Raw genomic sequence first — 18220 nt, 5'->3', positions numbered from 1 at the left:
GTGGCGGCGGGGCGCTGTCCGGGGGCGGGGCGGGGGTCCGTCATAGGGCGCCGCCCCTCGGCCCGGTGCCGCCCCTCGGCCCGGTGCCGCCCCCCGGCCCGGTGCCGCCCCCCGGCCCGGTGCCGCCCGGTAGGACCGTCATGCTCGACTGGATGCGGGCCGCCTCCACGTCGAACCGGGCTATGTGGTCGCGCAGTTCCACGGTGCCCCGCGCCGCATCGCGGACGCGGACGAGGCGGCGCAGGTGGGCCTGCATGGCCGTGTCGCCCGCCTCGGTGGCGAGCCGCCAGGCGGTGCCGAGCAGGGTCTCGGCCGCGGCGCGCCCGCCGCGCTTCAGCTCCGCGCAGGCCTCCTCGAAGGTGCGGTGCAGCTCTTCCTCGTGCCGGTAGTGCGCGACCTGCGGGTCGAGCCTGCTGTACAGGTCGGGGTCGTCGGTCCAGCGCATCAACACGGGCTGAGGGGTGGGGAGTTCAAGGGGCGCGCCGGACCCGTCGGCCACCAGTTCCACCTCGGTGAGCAGGAGCTCCTTGCCGAGCTGGGCGGGGTCGTAGGGCGCGCCGACGCAGAGCAGATAGGCGCGGGCCTCGTCCCCGCACGGACCGAGCCCGTACTCCTGGACGGGCCCGCCCGCCCCCGTCCGCACGCCGGACAGGTCGACGTGGTCGGGTTCGAGCACGGCCCGCGTCGGGTGGACCTGCTCGAAGGAGTACGGGCGCACCCCCGCGCGGTGGGTCAGCCGCAGGCGCAGCCCGGTGACGTCACGGTCGGCGGCGCGCCCGGCGAGCGCGGCCACCTCGCCGGGCAGCCGGGTCAGATCGTCGACGGCGCGGGCGCGCCCGCCCAACGCACCTGCGATCAGCAGGAGTTCCTCGGTCTCCCAGGCGTCACCGATGCCGACGACGTCACAGGTGAAGGCGTGCGCGCACTGTTCGACGCGCTCGCGCAGCTCCGCGCGGGTCTCGTAGCCGGGTTCGTTCTTGCCGTCGGTGAGCAGCAGGGCGTGGCGTACGAGACGGTCGGCCGCGACGCCCGCGCCCGCACCGGCACCGGCACCGGCACCGGCCCCCGCGCCGGGCAGATCGCGGAAGAGGTGCCGGGCACGCTCCAGCCAGGTACCCATCGCGGTGCCGCCCCCCGGCGTGCAGTCGCGCAGGGCCGCCTCGGCGGCGGCCCTGGACTCGGCGTGCGCGACGGCGAGTTGGGGCCGCCGGGGGTAGATCATGGCGGCCCTGTCGCCACCGGCCACCAGGGCGAACAACGAGCCGTCCGGGATACGGGCCAGCGCGCCGACGGCGGCGGCACGGGCGGCGACGAGCCGGCTCGGCGGCATGACCATCGACGAGGAGTGATCGATGAGCAACACCTCGGCGAGCCGCGCACCGCCCGCCCCGGCGCCCGCCACCTCCGCCGGAGCCGAACCCAGAGCCGGACCCGAAGCCGGACCCAGAGCCGGTGCCGGTTCCCGTGCCGCCCCGGCCGTCCTGCGGACGGTGACCGTGACCACCGCGTACATCCGGGCCGTCTCCCGGGCACCGGTAGGACGGGGGAGCTCGAGCACCTGGTTCACCTCGAGGGTGACCGAGGCGGCCAGTTCCTGATCTTCGTGCCCAGCCATGGCGTGTCCTTGCCGAATCGGGAGTGCCGGAGTCCGAGGGGACGCACCGCGTAGGCGCGGTCCAGGAGGACTTCGGCGAGGGGCGGCGCGCCGTCGTCGTCGGGCGCGGCCGGTGCGTCGCGGGCCGCCTGGTGGGCGAGGCCCCGGTAGAAGCGGGACAGGTCGGTGCGCAGCGCCCGCTCGTCCGCCGGGAAGGCGAGCAGCGGATCGGCGTGCGCGGCGACGGCGCGCAGCTCGGCGGCGGTCATCATGCGGGGCGCCGCCGCGCCGTCCGCCGGCGGGGGCCCGGCCGCCCCGCCGAGGAGCCGGTGCGCCGCGCCCCACACCTCCGCCTTCATCCGCACCCGCGCCTGCGCGTCGGTCAGCCCGTGCGCGGAGAACAGCTGGGCCAACGCCCGTACCGCCGCGCCGAGTCCGGCCGCGTCCCGCGCATGGTCGACGCGGACGCGCACGGCGGCCGTACGGGCGGCGGTGCGGTGCCGTGAGTGCTGCGGCACCGCGTCGAGCGCGGCGATGGCGTCGGTGAGGGCGGCGGGCCCGCCCAGCGCGAGCCGGGCCCGCGCGGCCCCGAACGCGGCGCTGCCCAGCGAGGGGTTGCGCAGCCGCACCGCCTCGTAGAAGGTCAGCGCCTCGTGCCCGCGCCCCAGCCGCTCCGCGCAGTAGCCGAGGGCCAGCTTGGGCGCGTACTCGCCGGGGATCGCGCCGTAGACCCGGTCGAAGTGGCCGCGCGCCTCGGCCACCCGGGAGCGGGCGAGCGCGAGCAGCCCGCGGTGCCAGTCGAGCCGCCAGTCGTACGGGGCCGCGGCGGGCCCGATGGCGTCCTCGGCCAGCGCGAGCGCGGTCTCGGCACCGGTGAGCGGACCGTCGTCGGGGCCCGGGCGCGGCACCCGCAGCCGCAGCCTGCACCGCAGCAGGTGCACCTCGGGGGAGCCGCGCCAGTCGCCGGTGTGCTGGAGCAGCGCCTCGGGGTCGTCGTCGCTGAGCCTGCTGAGCTCGCGGTGGTGGTCGTCGTCGGGGTCGGGGCGTGGCACCGGCAGCCGCCCCGCCACCTCGGCCGGTGCGGGCGCGGGGTGGTGGGGCGCCGACGTCGGGGCCGCCCAGCGGGACACCTCGGGTGGGGCGCCGAGTCCGGCGTCCAGGGCGTGCGCGGACTGCAGGAAGAGGGGGGAGGGCTCGAAGGTCTCCGCGCCGGTGCGCAGCGAGCGCAGTTCGCGGAAGACGCCGCGCAGTTGGTCGTCCATCTCGCGGGCGGTGGCGAAGCGGTCCTCGCGCCGGGTGCGGGTGGCGCGGCGCAGGACCCGGGCGAGGGAGACCGGGCCGAGGCCGCGGTGGCCGGTGGCCGGGTCGTCCAGCGGGTCGAGGGCGGCGAGCCCGGCGAGGTCGTGGCGGGTCCCGCCGATGCCGCACAGGGTGCGCAGGGTCTCGCCGAGGCTGAACAGGTCGTCCTGCGGCGCCGATTCGCCGCGGGCGCCGACGGTCGGCGCCCGGTAGAGGTCGGTGGTGAGGCCGGGCGCGCCCGCGCGGCGCACGCTGCCGACGTCGACGAGCTTGGTGGTGGACCCGTCGTGCATGACGTTGGGCGGCTTCAGGTCGCCGTACACCTTGCCGCGTTCGGGGGCGTGCAGATGCGCGAGCGCGGCGAGGATCCGCACGCCGTACGCGAGCACGAACTCCAGGAAGCGTTCCCCGCCGAACTCGTCGGGGCGCTCGCGGGCGCGGGCCCGCACCTCTTCGAGGTTGAGCCCGTCGACGTACTGCAGGACGAGGAAGTCGCCGACGCCGTCGTGGTGCCCGTAGTTGAAGACCCGGATGAACCCGTCGTGGTTCAGCTCGACCAGCTCGCGCCGCTCGCCTTCCAGGAGGCCGTACGAGGTGGTCGCGAGGTCGGCGTGGAGCATCTTCACGGCGACGGCGCGGTCGTCGACCTTGGTGTCGTGCGCGAGGCAGACCTCGCCCATTCCGCCGTACCCGAGCGGCCGCACCAGACGGTACTGGCCGGCGAGCAGCGTGCCGGCCGGCAACGGAAGCCCCCCGTCCGGCGCGGGCCCGGCGGTGTCCGCCCGGTCCAGGAGGGTGATCTCGGGCAGCACGGTGGGGTCGGGGTGCTCGCCCGGCAGTACGACGCGGGCGTCCCGCGCCGCCGGACCGACGCCCGCCGCCTCGACGACCCAGAGCTCGGAGGACTCGCGGTCCTCGGATCGGGATGGCCGGGGGACCGCCGGGACCACGGTGTCCGGGGCCACCGCCGCGGAGTGCAGGCCGGTGTCGGCGTCCACGCGTTCGCCGCTCGCCAGGCAGTACCCGGTGGGGGTGACGGAGCCCGAACAGCCGGGGTGGGGGCAGGGTTTGGCTGGGCTCACGAGTCACCGCCCGCGTCGGTCAGGCGCCGTACCACCCGGGTGAACGCCGCGACGGCCCGCTCGGCGTCGGGCAGGGGGCAGGGGCCCGCCATCAGGAGCCGCTGCGCCTCGCGGTACGGGCCCACCGCGTCCGGGTGCTCGGCGAGGCCCCGCCGGGCGAGGCGGGCCAGATGGTCGCGGAGCAGCCCCCGCAGCCGCAGATGCGCGTCGAGCACGCCGCGCAGCTCGCCCTCGGCGCGCTCGGCCCGCAACAGGTAGGTTTCCACGGCCTGTTCGGCGTACGAGAGCTTCTCCAGGAAGCGGGGTCCGCCCCGCTCCGACGGCGGCCGCAGTTCGCCGCTGAGCTGTACGGTCCACAGCGCGGCACGGGCCGCGTACGCCGTGGCGGTCGGCGGGTCGACGACGTGCGGCTCCACCCGGTGGAACAGGTGCCGGGCGCGCCGTTCGGTGTCGGCGAGGACATCCACGCGCGCGCCGATCCGCTGCAGCCACTGCGCGGCGCGCTCGGCGGGCAGCAGCCGCTCGGCGAGCGCGTAGGTGAAGCCGTGCGTGCTGGAGCGGACCACGAGGAGCAACCGAGCGCCGCCGTCGGCCAGTTCGGCCAGCACGCGGGCCGCGTCGGCGGGTTCGGTGGCCGACCGGTCGGCGTAGAGCACGGCGACGGCCGGGCGTCGCCGCGGCGCGGTGTGCGGGCGGGCCGCGTGCCGCAGTTCGTGCCGCAGGACGGCGAGCGCCTCGCGCAGCTCCGGCCGTCCCGGGTCGTCGAGGGCGACGCCCTCCAGGTCGAGGACGAGGCCGATGGAGCCGACCCGGGGCGCGATGCCGGCCCGGGACAGCAGCGAGTCGCCGCCCGCCCCGTGCTCGACCGGCCGCACCGCGAGTTGGGGGGACTGTTCGCGGTCGGCCATGTTCAGGACGACGTACAGGGCCTGGCGGGCCCGGTCGTCGTCCTCGGCGACGAAGAGCACCTCGGTGTCCCACGCGTCCGCCTCGCCGTTCAGCCAGCGGGTGACGGTGCGCTGCAGGCCGTGCGGGCGGGCCGTGCGGGCCGCGTCCGCCGAGACGACGCGGTGGCCGGGGATGGCGTGCGGCCCGCTCACGTACCGCTCGGCGAACCGCCGGAAGTACTTGGCGACGGTGGCCGCCGGGATCATGTACCCGTGCTCGCCCCGCTCGTCGGCCTGCACCAGGACGCCGAGCAGCCGGTCCGTGCCCTCCTCGCGCACCCCTGCCCCGCTGAACCCGCCCCGCAGCCGCGCCGCCCCGCCGGCCTCGGCGCCCGCTCCGGTGAGGTCGATCTGCACCCGCTCGTCGCCCTCGCCGCCGGGCCCCCGGCAGACCCCGGTGAGCCACTGGCCGCCCGACCGGTGCTCGGGGAAGCCGTCGATGAGGACGGTGGCGCCCCGGTAGTCGAGCGTGCGGTGCAGCGTGACGGGCGAGGGGAGCGGCGCGGGGGAGTCCAGGACGAGCACCGCGAGGTCGCCCTGCGCCTTGCCGAAGGGCGGCGCCCAGTGCCCGGCCGCCACGGTCGCGGTCCGCCACGGGGTGCGCTCCAGGCCCTGCAGCAGCGGGAACTCGACCTGGACGCGGTCGGGCCGCAGCCCCGTCGCCGGGTCGCGGATCACATGGGCGCAGGTGAGGACGCGATCGGCGCCGAACAGGACGCCGGCGCCGAGCACGTCACCGCTGCCCGAGGCCGCCCACCGGCGCAGCCGTACCCGCCAACTCGAATGGTCCATCGGAGAGTTGACGCCCCCGTCCCCAGCTTCCGCAGCCCCCTCCATGCTTCCTCAGGATAGGTGCGGAGACGGACAAAAGCTCCTGGGCTGCAAGGGGAGGCAGGGGGAAGCAGGCGGAGGCAGGGGGATACGTCGGTACGGGGAGGACGCCGCCCCTAGGCCGAGACCTCCCCCGACACCGGGAACGCCACGTCGCACACCTCGTCCTCGGGCCCCGTCCGCGTCCAGTCCGCGAAGTACACCTCGCGGCAGGGTCCCGTCACGGTGAGCCCCTGCTCGGCGATCCACGCCTCCACGGCGTCGAACGCCGCGATGATCTGCGGATAGGAGACCTGCGCCTTGGTGATCCTGGTGCAGGCGAGCCGGTGCGCGGGCTCCTTGCGCACCCGGACGTCCTGGGCCCTGCCCTGCCGTTCCGCCCACGCGCGGGCGGCCGCCACGTCGACGACGGGCACGCAGGACTCGGCGGGCCCGTCGCTCTCCTCGGTCACCTCCGCGTGGTAGACGACGAAGTGCGGGGCGGCGATGCCCCCGCACTCCTCGGCGGCGGCCCGCTCCAGACGTTCGGCGGACGCGCCGATCCACGCGGACAGCTCATCGCCCCGCACGTGCCTGGTCTCGCTGAGGACGTACCGCTCCGGCACGTCCACGACGCGCATCTCGAATGTCGCGTACAACTCGGTGTTCCTTCCCGACAGTCGGCCACGGAGGTACCGCGCGAGCGTCCGCTGTTCCGCGAAGCGCTCCTCGATCCCGGCCCAGTACCGCTCGAGCGAGCGCGCCGCCCGCTCCCCGTCCAGCGCCACCACCTCCGCGACCGCCGCGAGCGGCATGTCGAGGCGGCGCAGCAGCGCGACCGTGCGGGCACGTTCGACCTGGTCCGGCCGGTAGTAGCGGTAGCCGTTGACCTCGTCGACGTGGGCGGGCGGCAGCAGACCCAGCCGGTCGTACAGCCGCAGCGCCTTGGGGGAGAGCCGGGCGCGGGTGGCGAACTCGCCGATGGAGAGCAGCTCGCCGCCGGCCCGCACCGGCCCTGCTGGTGTCTCGCTCACGGGATCATCCTCCGTCACCGGGCCGTGCGGCCCGGTGACGCAGACGATGGAGTCTGCCCCAGGGGCAAGGTCAACGGCCCGCCCCCCTCGTGCGCCCCGCGTCAAAGGCCCGCCCTCGCGCGACCCCGCGTCAGCGGCCGGCCCCCCGCGCGTACTCCTTCCAGATCCGCGGCGGCAGCACGCTCCCGTGCCGGGACGTCGGGCCGCCGACGCCCGACATCGGCAGCAGCCGGGGCACTTCGGGACGCACCCGGAACAGCGTCACCGCCGTCGACAGGTCCTCGGTGTACCCCGCGAACCAGGCCGACCTGAGCCGGTCCTGGTCACCGGTGCGGCCCGCCGCGACCCCCGGCCCGAGGCCCCGTCCGCCGGCCCGCAGCGCGTCGGTGACCTGCCGGGCCACGTCCCCGTCGAGCGCCCGCCGGGACGCGGGCCGCTCCAGGCCGGGCAGCTCCTCGCCGTCCTTGACGACCTCGGTCACCGAGTACGGGTCGTGCCGGATCCCGGCGCTCGCGAACGTCGCGTACGCGGTGGCCATGCGAATCGCGCTGGGCGTCGACGTGCCGATGGAAAAGGTCGGCTCCAGGCGGCCCATGCTGCGGCGCAGCATGCCCGCGTCGACGGCCGTGCGGCGGACCTTGTCCCGGCCGACGTCCTTGCCGAGGCGTACGTAGGTGGCGTTGCCGCCGGAGAGCAGGGCCCGGCCGAGCTTGGGGCGGTCGGGGTCGGGGGCGCCACGGTCCTGGCGCAGGGCGCCGTCGGCCGCGTAGTGCGCGTCGGCGAGCCGGCTCGGGCGCAGGTCGGGGGCGCGGGCCGGGTGTCCGGCCGCCTCGGTGAGCGGCTCGTCGTGCACGGGCACCCCGTACTGCAGCGCGGCGGCCAGCACGAACGGCTTGAAGGCCGAACCGGCGGGCACCCCTGCGGTGTCGGCGTTGTTGGTGAAGTGCTCGGTGGCGTCAGGCCCGCCGTACAGCGCCACGATCGCCCCGTCGGAGGGCCGCACGGAGGCGGCGCCGGCCTGCAGGTACCGGTCGGCGGCCCGCTTCTTCGGGTCGGTGTCACGGTCCAGGACGCGGCGCACGGCACGCTCCAGGCGGCGCACCTTGTGCCGGTCGAAGGTGGTGTGGATCTCGTAACCGCCGCGGGCGAGCTCCTCGTCGGTGAGTCCGGTGTGCTCCTTGACGTACCGGCTCGCGATGTCGACGAGGTAGCCGGTCTGTCCGCCGAGGCTGGTGGAGCGCGAGCGGCTGCGCGGCTCGGGGAAGGTGCGGTACCCGGCCCGCTCCTTCTTCGTCATCAGGCCGACCCCGACCTGCCGGTCCAGGATCCACGCCCAGCGCTCCCGGGCCCGCCGGTGGTTGGCGGCGCCGCCCGCCGGGTCGTACTGCTCGGCGCCCTTCAGCATCGCGGCGAGGAACGCCCCTTGGCTGGGGTCGAGCCGGGCTGCGGGGATGCCGTAGTAGGCGTGGGCGGCGGCTTCGATGCCGTAGGCGCCGCGCCCGAACCAGCTGGTGTTCAGATAGCCCTTGAGGATCTCGTCCTTGCTCGTGCCGCGGTCCAGCTTCAGCGCGATGACGAACTCCTTGACCTTCCGGGTGACCGTCTGGTCCTGCGAGAGGTAGGTGTTCTTCACGTACTGCTGGGTGATGGTGGAGCCGCCCTGCGTCTCCCGGCCGCGCACCATGTTGACGGCGGCGCGGGCGAACCCCTTGGGGGACACCCCGGAGTCCCGGTAGAACGTCTCGTTCTCGGCGGCGATCACGGCATGCACGGCGGCCGGGGCGATCTGGTCGAGCTCCACGTTCTGCCGGTTGACCTCGCCGGTGCTCACCATCTGGGTGCCGTCGGACCAGTAGTAGACGTTGGCCTCGCGGCGGGCCGACGCGTTGGCGTCGGGGATGTCCACGCTGATGTACACGCAGACGAAGAGCCCGGCGACGATGACGACGAACAGCGCGGCGGAGCCCAGCAGTTGGCGCCACGACGGGAGCCAGCGGCGGACGCCGCGGCGGCCGGAGCGCGGATAGTCCACGAACCGTCGCCGGCCGCGACGGCGCGCCCTGTTCCCCTGAGCATGTGTACCCATGCCGGGGGAGAGCGCGCCGTGCGCGGCCGGGTTGGCCCCGAGGCTGTTTGCGGTGCGTAACAGCGCGGGAGTTCCCCGGAGGCTGTTTGCGTCACGTAACAGACCGCCGAGGGGAGTCGGCGGGGCCGGCCGGGGTCAGCGGACCTTGACGGCGGTCAGCGGGCCCTCGACTGCGGTCAGCGGACCTTCGTCAGTACGCCCTTGTTCTGGAGGGCCGCGATCCCGTTGGCCCAGAGGGCGTTGACGCGCTGCCGCTCCTGCGCGTTCGGGTACGGGTTGGTGCAGGACGTGCCGGGGCCGCCGCCCGACATCAGCTCGCTGCAGGGGCCCGAGTAGTGGTCGGGCAGACCGAGGACGTGGCCGGTCTCGTGGGCCGTCACGCGGGTGGAGTTGTACTGCTGGTTCTGCCGGTAGTCGAGGAAGATGTAACCCCGGCCGTGCCCGTCCGTGGAGGCGTACGAGCCGCGCGAGTCGTTGCCCTCGCGGTACTCGAAGTTGGCGCCCGAGGACGACTCCTGGAGCTTCACGTTGCTGACCGAGGAGTTCCAGATCTGCGTGCTCTGGGCTATCTGGCTGCGGAAGCTGGGCGCCCGGCTCGTGCTGTACCGGACGGTGACGACCTGGATGCCGGGCTTCGCGGCCTGCTGCTTCAGCGCCGACTTCATGACGGCGTCGAAGAACTGCCGGGTGGCGGCCTTGTCCTCGGCGGATCCGGTGTACCCGGACACGGCGGGGGCGGACGCCGGCTGCACCGACTCGTGCGCCGGTGCCGGTGCCGCGAACGCCGTGGGGGCGGCGGCCAGGGAGGCCAGGAGCGCGGTCGCGCCGAGGGTGGCGGCGAGGCTGGTTCTGGTTCGGTTCATGGGGGTGTGTCCCTTCCGGGCGGGGGCCTGCGGGTGCGGCCTCCGGTCGGGACGAGTATCGGGAGGGCGGGGCGCGTTTGAGCCGATGCCATCTGGTGATAGCGCCATGGCATCAACGGGGTTACGGAGGCGGGGACTTGAGGTTTACGGCTGCCGCGGGCGCCCCCCTGGGTCACGTCAGCCGCCGGATCCGGTGTACGTCGCGTACGCAGAGGTTGAGCAGAGTGGCGGCCACGATGACGCCCGCACAGACCAGCAGGACCGACCGGTCGGCGAAGGCGGACGAGGCGAGGGCGACGAGGAGATAGCCGAGCGGGATCGCGAGCCGCTCGCCGACCTGATTGAAGGAGCTCATCCTCCCCAACTCCGCCTCCGGCACGTGCTGTTGGAAGGCGGTAGCCCAAGTGACGACCGCGATGTCCAGGGTGACGCCGGCGGCCGCGGCGGCGAGCAGCAGCCAGGGCAGCGGAAGGCCGAGCGCGAGGCCCGCGAGCGGCACCGCGAGCCCCGCGCCGGCGACGACGGCGACGGTGAGGAGCCGGTGCGGTTTCCACCGCAGACAGACGACCGTCCCCGCGAGGAGCCCCAGCGAGAACGCGCCCTGGACGAACCCCCAGGTGCGGGCCCCCGCGTACCGCTCCTCGGCGACGACGGGCCCCAGCAGCTGGTACCCCGCGAGCCAGGCCGCGACGAGCACCGTGCCCGCGGCGGTGTACGTCCACAGCCAGGTCCGCGACCGGAACCCCGCCCAACCCGCCCTGAGATCGGCGAGCACGCTGCCCCTGCCCGCCGGGGCGCCGAGCCGCAGCCCGAGCAGGAGCAGCGCCGCGACGGCGAAGGTGACCGCGTCGAAGCCGAGCGCCCATGCGGGGCCGCTGACCGCGACGACCATGCCGCCGACGACGGGCCCGACCACCTTGACGGCGTTGGTGGGCAGCCGGAGCAGGGCGTTGGCCTGCTGCAACTGTCCCGGCGCGACGAGCTGGGCGACGACGCCCTGCGCGGCGGGCGCGGTGAGGGCCACCGCGACGCCCGAGACGAAGCCGCAGGCGGCGATCGAGCCGGTGCCCGCGTGCCCGCCGGCCACGACCAGGGTGAGGGCGCCCTGCGCGGTCGCGGCGAGCAGATTGCCGCGGAAGAGCAGCCGGCTACGGGAGACCCGGTCCGCGAGGACACCGCCGACCAGCAGGAAGACGACGGTCGGCACGGTGTTGGTGGCCAGCACGACCCCGAGCGCCCCGGCCCCGCCACCCGCGCCGATCACCGCGTACGCGAGGGCGAGCGGGGCCATGGCGGATCCGGTGGCGGAGACGAGCTGGGCGAGGAGGAAGCGCCGGAAGACGGGAGTGCGGAGGGGGGAGGGGGACGCGGGCGAAGGGTGCGGGGGAGGTGGCGGTGGCGGTGGCGTCTGCCCGGCGGCCGTTTCCGTGGCGTTGGTCATGGTCCCCCGGGGCTCGCGGATGGGTTCGGTGTGGCGGGCAGCTTAAGGGGGGTGGGGGAGGGGGGAATGCGGTGGGTCCGTGGGGGCTTGCTGATGATGGGACGTACGACGTGCGGTGCCTCTGCCGTCCGGGGGGTGGGGACGTCGTACCACCCACCTGGCCCGCCCTGTCCGTACGCCCGCCCTGTTCTCGGAGGCCCCGCACATGACGAACACACCTGGTACGCCCGGCACTTCAGGCGCTCCCGCCCGGCCGGCGTTCGACCCGTACGCGCTGCTCGCGGAGAGCCGGCTCGGTGTCCTCGCCACGATCAAGTCGGACGGCCGCCCGCAGCTGTCACCCGTCATGCCCTTCTACGACGCGGAGACGGGGCTCCTCCACGTGTCGATGACCGAGGGCCGGGCCAAGACGGCGAACCTGCGCCGGGACCCGCGTGCCACGCTGGAGGTCACCGGCCCCGACGGCCGCTCCTGGGCCACCGCCGAGGGCATCGCGACCCTCACGGGCCCGGGCACCGACCCGCACGGCCCCGAGGTCGAGGCCCTGGTGACCTACTACCGGACGGCGGCGGGGGAGCACCCGGACTGGGACGAGTACCGTGCGGCGATGGTGGCCGACCGCCGGGTGCTGATGACGATGACGGTCGACCGGGTGTACGGCGAGGACCTCGGCTGAGCGACTGAGCGGACGGACTGGTGGGCGAGGCCCCTTTACGAGGCCCGTCTACGAGGCGGCGCCCTTGGCGTCCACCATGCCGCCGATGACCAGCAGGACGACGGGGAAGCCGATCAGCAGGGAAGCCATGGTCCAGCCCATCTTCGCCGTTGTCCTGATCGCGACCTTCCTGCACAGCAGGGCCACGGGCACCAGGTAGAGGAACGCGGCGAAGAAGGTCAAGTACAGAAAGCCCATGAGGATTTCTCCCTAGACGTGCGGAGGGGGGCGGGCCGGCCGGTCCGGGCCGGTCCGTCCCCCTCTTCGTGCATTGGATCAGTCGGTGGTCATGCGCTCACTCACCCTCACCGGGTCACCGGGTCACCGGGTCACCGGTCACCGGGTGAGGTTCTCGGTGAACTTGTTCGCCGGCTCGTCACAGTGCACCACACTGCCGGGCCGGTTCCCCGGCCCGTCCCCAAGGAACGGAACGGGAGCGTCCACACCCCACGGATTGCCGCCGCTGCCCTCCTGTCCCACACGTTTTCGACACCTCACCCAGGGGGGCCATACAGGAGCAACTGCCCCTCACCGGTCACGGGTTCCCCACGTCCGCCGCGTAGAGGTGACACCCGTCGGATTCAGGCCAGTAAACTGCGCGCGCTCGAAAGGCGTCGCGGGAAGGCCGCGGGAAGGCAGGGGAACAGTGGCTCACGGGGGATATCAGGGCTGGTCACCGCGGAACACGCCACCGCAGGGTGGCGGCACACCACCGCAGGGGGGCGGCGCGCCGCCTCCGAACATCCCGCCGCAGGGCGCCCCGCACCCGTACGCGCCCCCGCCCCCGAACCCGTACCCCTACACCCACCCGCACCCCCACCCGTACCCGCTGCCGCCGCAGCCGGTCCGCCGACGGCGCTCGGGCTGCGGTTTCCTCTTCGTATCGCCGCTGATCCCGGTGATCCGCTCGGCCCGCCGGCGGGCGGAGGCGATCTTCAACCAGCCGGGTGCCGGTCACATCCCGGACCCGCTGGTGTCGAAGGTGCAGCTGTGGCGCGCGCTGGTGGGCACCGCCGCGTCGCTCTACCTCATCTACGCCTACGGTGCGGACGACGGCTGGAGCGGTGTCGCCAACGACGGCGTGGTCAAGCTGATCATGGCTCCGATCCTGCTCATCATCACCGGCCCGCTGGTGGTGATGGGCTTCATCCGCTACGCCCCCGCCGAGCACCGCCCCGTGCTCCGCTCCCGGCTGCGGGCGCCGCTGAAGGCGGTGGGCTGGTACGTCGGGATCCTGGTGGGCGTGGTCCTCGTCCTGGCGGGCAGCGCGCTCATCCTGAAGCAGAACTACGGCACGCTGATCAACGGCCTCATCGCCCTCGCCCTGCTCATCGGCCTGATCTGGCTGCTGCCGTTCATGCTGTTCTCCTCGGCGTACGCGGCCCGCTACGCCTTCAACACGTCCAACGTCCACGCGGCCCTGCCGGCCGCGCTGACCGTCGTACTCGTCTGGGAACTGATGCTCAGCAGCCTCGCCCTGGACGGCGGCCTCCCCCACGGGCCGCCGGCGGCCCAGTGGTGCGCGGTCCTGGGCGGCCCGATCTCGGTCACGGCGGTGGCCCTGTGGGAACTCCACCGGATGCGGACGCGGTATGGGGTGCGGGTGCGGGTCTGAGGGCGGGGCCCTGGGGGGGGGCAACACGGCCTGGTGGTGGGGCACTTATGGGTACGCCCCACTGCTCGGGTGGTCAGTGACACCAAGATCTCGGCGCATGACGATGCGGAGCGCGACCACTGCCGCGTCGAACCTGTCCTCGAGCTCCCGATAAGCGGGACTGTCGACCGTGGAGCCGTCCATGAGCAGATCTCTCGTGTCCCGCAGGACCACGAACGCGGTACGCGCGGCCGCGACGACCTCGTGCGGCGCGGTGATGGCCAACTGGTGCCGTAGCTCGTACGCGCCGGGCGCCAGGAACAGTTCTCGTACCCGCTGTGGGCGCTCCTCCGCGGAAATGTGGGCGTGCATGCACTCGTTGAGCGCCGTTCGCGTGCGGGAGAGCGCGGCGGTGTACTCGGCGTAGAGCTGCCTGCGCACGTCGAGGCTCTGCCCGGCGCGCTCCCTGCGCCAGCGGAGCCGATCGGTGATCAACGTCGACCCGACTCCGATGGCCGCGCCAAGTGCCGTACTGACGGGGGATATCCACTCCATGGCGGACCTTATCGCCCGCCGACCGGAGAGGTGGCGCAACGGGAGGTATGCCGGATCGATGGTGCCGTGCAGGGTCACCCTGTGATCGATCTTGAGCATCGCAGGTTACCTGGAACTAAAAGCTGTGATCAGAAGGTTAAGAAGGCCAACTCCTTAGATTTGAGGAAAAACTGAGGCGGAATTATGGCTTCCGCCACAGCTTGCCCCTTCTGTGCATGATCAAGTTGATCTTGACCGCAAGGCCCGGCTGGCACCGCTCGCCCCTACAGGGGCACAGGTGTGAGCTATGCCTGAAAAGCACGTTCAAAGGAGTACGGCGCGTGCAGAACAGCACTCACCGCCGCCAGTTCAGCAGGCTCTCCATGGCCGCTGTATCCGCCACTGCCGGGGCAGCGCTCTTCGCTTCCGCGATTCCGGCCACCGCCGACACCGCCACCCCGCGCCCGGCGGACGTGGCGAAGGCGGCAGCTGTCGTTGAGTCCGCCACGGGAACGTCCGACATCGCTGTGTCCACGGCGGCCCCGGGCACGCCCGCCAAGGCGACGACCGCCATGGACAACGTCGCCCTCACGGTCACCGCGCCGGACAAGGCGAATGGAGCCATCCATGCCGCCGATGACAGCGGTTCTTCGTTCGGTCTTACTCTGCCGGGCGCCGAAGGCGTGGAGGGCGTCAAGGCCGGTGCGGGCACCGTGGTCTATCCCGGTGCCGCCGCTGCCACCGACATCGCCGTGCAGCCGACCAAGGACGGTGGTGCCCGCACCTTGGTCACACTCAAGGACGGCAGAGCTCCCGAGTCTCACCGTTTCCGGCTCAACCTCCCGCAGGACGCGGAGATCACCGAAGACGGGCAGGGCGGCTTCGAGGTGACCCGTGAGGTCAGCGAAGGCGTCCAGCTCCCCGTGGCCACGATCGACGCGCCTTGGGCCAAGGACGCCAACGGCGATGCCGTGCCCACCCGTTACAAGCTCGACGGCAACGACATCGTCCAGACCGTGGAGACCAACGACAAGACAGCGTTCCCGGTGGTCGCGGACCCCAAGTTCACCTGGGGCATCGTGACCGGCACCGCCTACTTCAAGAAGAGCGAGACGAAGAAGATCGCCAACAATGGGGCACTGGTGGCCATGGGCAGTTGGGCCCTGCCGCCGGGCCTGAACGGCTATGTGAGCGCCCATGCCGCGGCCATCACCAAGGTGGCGATGAGCGCCAAGGCCAACAAGCGCTGCATCAAGATCAAGTTCGCCGCGGGACTCTTCCTGCCCGGTGAGTATTCTGGCGGTTACTGCAAGTAGAAGCTGGGGTTCTTGAAACATGTGGGTTCTGTACAGCGCCTGTATCGCCGTCTTCCTGTCCATCGCGATCCGGCTGTTCGTGGGGCGGAATGCAGCGGTGCCACCGTGGCGTGACGCGACCTCGATCTCCGTCGGAGTCGTCGTAGGAGCCGCCGTCTACATAGCGGCGACCACCGCGGCCCACGTGGAGAGCCAGATCGCCATCGCCTCGGCCCTGCTGTGGCTTACGGCCTCGATCAGCGGTGCCCATGCCGTAAGGGAATCGCGACGCTCCCACAGCTGAAGGTTCGCCGTATGAAGGGTCGTCGCGGATTCCACTCAGGGACCTGACGGAGCCGGGCCCCCAGCCAACAACACTGGCCGGGGGCCCGGCGGGCCCGAGCCCTACAGGCTGTCCAGGATCTTCTCCCGGCGGTCCCGGTACTCCTCGTCCGTGATCGCCCCGGCGGCCCGGAGCTGATCCAGGGTGGCGAGACGTGACGCGATGTCCCCGCCAGCGGGCGCGGGAGCACCCGGTGCCGTGGCGGCGGCCTGCGCCCCAGCGGCACCACCGGCGAGCCGGGCACGCAGCGCATCCGCCAGCGCCTTGCCCGCGTCCTTCGGCATCTGCTTGATCTCGGCCTTGTTGCCCGACGAGAACACCGCCAGCGTGCCCATCAGCATCCCGCCCGTCCACTGCACGGAGCTGATCCGGCTGTACGGAAAGTCTTCCACCTGCTGCGACATGACGCCGTGCTTCAGGAAGACAAGGCGCTGGTCGGTCATCACCACCAGGCCGTTTCCCTTGCCGTAGAGACCGGGAGCGAGCATCTCGACGGTCTCGCCCTCCCACAGCACCTCGGGCAACTTCTGAATCTCGCGCTTCGACCCGACCGCGCTCTTGAGCTTCGCTGCTGCGGCGTCGATGTCCGGCCGCACGTTGACGTCCACCATTAGTGGCACCCCTCCACGTCTGACGGCGGGGCGCCCATGCCGAACGGCATCGTGCCCCCGCCACGATGAGGATCTGAGCGTATCGCCGGATATGACGGCCGTGAGCGCCAGCGCGCAGGCGTACCTCTGGGTGCATCGGAGCCAGGCGGGGCCGGGTTCGAAGCCGCCCGCACCGTAGAGAGCCGTGACGCCCTGCGCACGCAGCTCCTTCGTCGCCCGATTGCTCGCAATCAACCGGGCCCTGACCCGATCTGCAATCCTGCGCAATGCCCCCGCCCCAGTGCGCGATCCCGGCGCATGCTGGACGCCCACCCTCGCTGACGGAGGACGACATGACTCTGCGGTTCATCGGCACCACCAGCGATGAAGGCGACTGCCCCACCTTGTACGACATCCCGGAGACGGAGGAGATCCTCGTCCAGGGCGACGTCGAAACCGATCCCGAGCACCTCGTGCAGCTGCGCGACTTGAAGCCGTCCGAGTCGTTCGTCCGAGTGCCTCGCTCGTTGCTCACCCGATACGCGCCGCGAACCACGACTCCGGATCTGGTCCCCTTCTCCGAGGTGACCCACCTGTTCCAGGAGTTCCGGCACACCGCATGGAGGCTGGAGACCCGCCGCGGTTACGCTTCCGACCGCAACAGTGCCAAGTGGGCGCGCTGGACTGCGGGCGCGGACATCAACGCCGAGCCTGAGAATGCCTGGCGCGAGAATGTACGTACGCAGACCGCTCAGGGCAAGCGGTTCGAGCGAGTACGCCTCGTCGACGAACCGGCCACACAGGGGCAGGAGTTCCTCCTCGCCGCCGGCCTGGGCAACGTCGCCGCCGGTGAGGACATCCGTAACCTCACGCGCTCGCGAGCGCAGGAACTTCGCCTGCCGGGATTCGACTTCTGGCTCTTCGACTCCAAGACCCTTGCCCGCTTCGCATTCGACGAGGACGACACCACCCTCGGCGTGTACGTCACCGAGGACCCCGCCGAGGTCCTCGCCGCCTGCCAGGCTCGCGATACGGCATGGCACTACGCCGTACCCACCAGCGATTTTCAGCGCGGGGTACGTTCCACTGTGTGAGTGACTTCCGAGAGGCCCGGCAGATCCTCGGTGCGCGGCTCAGTGAGCTACGCGCCGAGGCGGGCATGGAGGGAAAGGACCTTGCGGCCGAGCTGGGGTGGCAGCCGTCGAAGGTGAGCCGAATCCAGAACGGCCGGCAGTCCGCGAGTGCTGGGGATGTCACTGCGTGGGCGGCGGCCACGGGGCGGCCGGATGTCGAACCGGAATTGCAGGGACTGCGCGCGGGCGTGGAGTTGAAGCACCGGTCGTGGCGCAGGCAGCTCGCGGGCGGCCACGCCGAGCGGCAGAAGCTCGCGATCCGGGAGACGGAGGCGACCAGGCTGATCCGGGCGTTGGAGGTCTCGCGTATCCCGGGCCTGTTCCAGACGCGCGACTACGCGTCTGTGATTTTCGATTCCAACGCGGAGTTCCGCGAGATCCCTGCCACGACAGAGCAGGCCGTCGCGCATCGGATGCGGCGGCAAGAGGCCTTGTACGAGCCGGGGAAGGAGTTTCGGTTCCTCGTGTGTGAGGCGGCGCTCTACCACCGCTCGTGCCTCAAGTCGGTGATGGCCGAGCAGCTCGACCGCCTGTACAACGTGGTGGGCATGCCGCGTGTGGACCTGGGGATCCTGCCGTTCGGAACGCAGCTGAGGCGTACGGCTCCGCACGCCTTCTGGATTTACGACCGCCGTCAGGTCGTCGTCGAGACCATCACCGAGGAGCTCTGGCTCACTGCCGAGGAAGACATCCGGCTGTACGAGCGGGCGTGGGACTGGCTTGCGGAATCGGCTGAACGCGGGCCGATGGCACGTCGCTTGATCGGCCGCGCGCGGGCGTCCTTGGACCTCGGCTGAACAACCCGCGCAACTGATGAGTCGTTAAATGCAATCGCGCGCAATCGATCGACAACGGCTCTT

At 72.5% G+C, this 18220-nt stretch carries 16 protein-coding genes; 6 read left to right on the top strand and 10 right to left on the bottom strand.

Going from position 1 to position 18220, the window contains the following annotated elements; genetic code table 11:
* Positions 1-40 precede the first annotated feature (40 nt).
* The 7 genes from ACZ6CV_RS17930 to ACZ6CV_RS17900 form a co-directional block, all read right to left on the bottom strand.
* The gene (locus ACZ6CV_RS17930; protein WP_469251728.1) at positions 41-1615 is read right to left on the bottom strand and encodes a vWA domain-containing protein; all 1575 of its coding nucleotides are present in this window, start codon (positions 1613-1615) and stop codon (positions 41-43) included.
* Positions 1564-3975 carry a tetratricopeptide repeat protein gene (locus tag ACZ6CV_RS17925; RefSeq protein WP_469251727.1) on the bottom strand — a complete coding sequence of 804 codons (2412 nt, stop codon included), beginning with the start codon at positions 3973-3975 and terminating at the stop codon, positions 1564-1566. The genes ACZ6CV_RS17930 and ACZ6CV_RS17925 overlap by 52 nt, the downstream gene beginning before the upstream one ends.
* Positions 3972-5714, bottom strand: coding sequence for a trypsin-like serine peptidase (locus ACZ6CV_RS17920; RefSeq protein ID WP_469251726.1), 1743 nt, complete (start codon positions 5712-5714; stop codon positions 3972-3974). Before ACZ6CV_RS17920 ends, ACZ6CV_RS17925 begins: the two co-directional genes overlap by 4 nt.
* 155 nt (positions 5715-5869) lie before the next feature.
* A complete protein-coding gene (locus ACZ6CV_RS17915; protein ID WP_469251725.1) occupies positions 5870-6766 on the bottom strand; it encodes a MerR family transcriptional regulator in 897 nt (298 codons plus the stop codon).
* A gap of 130 nt (positions 6767-6896) precedes the next feature.
* Positions 6897-8852 carry a transglycosylase domain-containing protein gene (locus ACZ6CV_RS17910; RefSeq protein ID WP_469251724.1) on the bottom strand — a complete coding sequence of 652 codons (1956 nt, stop codon included), beginning with the start codon at positions 8850-8852 and terminating at the stop codon, positions 6897-6899.
* 176 nt (positions 8853-9028) lie between these two features.
* Positions 9029-9715, bottom strand: a complete 687-nt coding sequence (gene snpA, locus ACZ6CV_RS17905; RefSeq protein ID WP_469251723.1) for a snapalysin — start codon at positions 9713-9715, stop codon at positions 9029-9031.
* Between the two features lie 172 nt (positions 9716-9887).
* A complete protein-coding gene (locus tag ACZ6CV_RS17900; protein ID WP_469251722.1) occupies positions 9888-11156 on the bottom strand; it encodes an MFS transporter in 1269 nt (422 codons plus the stop codon).
* 205 nt (positions 11157-11361) lie between these two features.
* Between ACZ6CV_RS17900 and ACZ6CV_RS17895 the strand changes: the two genes are divergently transcribed.
* A complete protein-coding gene (locus tag ACZ6CV_RS17895; RefSeq protein ID WP_469251721.1) occupies positions 11362-11832 on the top strand; it encodes a PPOX class F420-dependent oxidoreductase in 471 nt (156 codons plus the stop codon).
* A gap of 48 nt (positions 11833-11880) precedes the next feature.
* On the opposite strand, the gene ACZ6CV_RS17890 is transcribed toward ACZ6CV_RS17895, so the two are convergent.
* Complete coding sequence (locus tag ACZ6CV_RS17890; RefSeq protein ID WP_469251720.1) at positions 11881-12069, bottom strand: hypothetical protein; 189 nt, start codon at positions 12067-12069, stop codon at positions 11881-11883.
* Positions 12070-12517: 448 nt separating this feature from the next.
* Between ACZ6CV_RS17890 and ACZ6CV_RS17885 the strand changes: the two genes are divergently transcribed.
* Entirely contained in the window at positions 12518-13486 is a 969-nt protein-coding gene (locus ACZ6CV_RS17885) for a hypothetical protein (protein ID WP_469251719.1), read from the top strand.
* A gap of 45 nt (positions 13487-13531) precedes the next feature.
* Here ACZ6CV_RS17885 and ACZ6CV_RS17880 read toward each other — a convergent pair whose 3' ends face one another.
* On the bottom strand, positions 13532-14119 hold the full coding sequence (locus ACZ6CV_RS17880; protein WP_469251718.1) for a hypothetical protein: 588 nt from the start codon (positions 14117-14119) through the stop codon (positions 13532-13534).
* Positions 14120-14340: 221 nt separating this feature from the next.
* Between ACZ6CV_RS17880 and ACZ6CV_RS17875 the strand changes: the two genes are divergently transcribed.
* Together ACZ6CV_RS17875 and ACZ6CV_RS17870 are read left to right on the top strand one after the other, a co-directional pair.
* Positions 14341-15315, top strand: a complete 975-nt coding sequence (locus ACZ6CV_RS17875; protein ID WP_469251717.1) for a hypothetical protein — start codon at positions 14341-14343, stop codon at positions 15313-15315.
* A 19-nt stretch (positions 15316-15334) separates the two neighbouring features.
* Positions 15335-15598, top strand: coding sequence for a hypothetical protein (locus tag ACZ6CV_RS17870; RefSeq protein ID WP_469251716.1), 264 nt, complete (start codon positions 15335-15337; stop codon positions 15596-15598).
* 101 nt (positions 15599-15699) lie between these two features.
* Here ACZ6CV_RS17870 and ACZ6CV_RS17865 read toward each other — a convergent pair whose 3' ends face one another.
* Entirely contained in the window at positions 15700-16248 is a 549-nt protein-coding gene (locus ACZ6CV_RS17865; protein WP_469251715.1) for a PH domain-containing protein, read from the bottom strand.
* Positions 16249-16580: 332 nt separating this feature from the next.
* On the opposite strand from ACZ6CV_RS17865, the gene ACZ6CV_RS17860 reads away from it, so the two are divergent.
* Together ACZ6CV_RS17860 and ACZ6CV_RS17855 are read left to right on the top strand one after the other, a co-directional pair.
* The gene (locus ACZ6CV_RS17860; protein WP_469251714.1) at positions 16581-17321 is read left to right on the top strand and encodes a DUF6879 family protein; all 741 of its coding nucleotides are present in this window, start codon (positions 16581-16583) and stop codon (positions 17319-17321) included.
* A complete protein-coding gene (locus ACZ6CV_RS17855) occupies positions 17318-18157 on the top strand; it encodes a helix-turn-helix domain-containing protein (RefSeq protein ID WP_469251713.1) in 840 nt (279 codons plus the stop codon). The genes ACZ6CV_RS17860 and ACZ6CV_RS17855 overlap by 4 nt, the downstream gene beginning before the upstream one ends.
* Positions 18158-18220 lie beyond the last annotated feature (63 nt).

The sequence above is a fragment of the Streptomyces sp. NPDC041713 genome, assembly GCF_055591085.1.
This window is presented reverse-complemented; position numbering and strand designations above follow the sequence as displayed.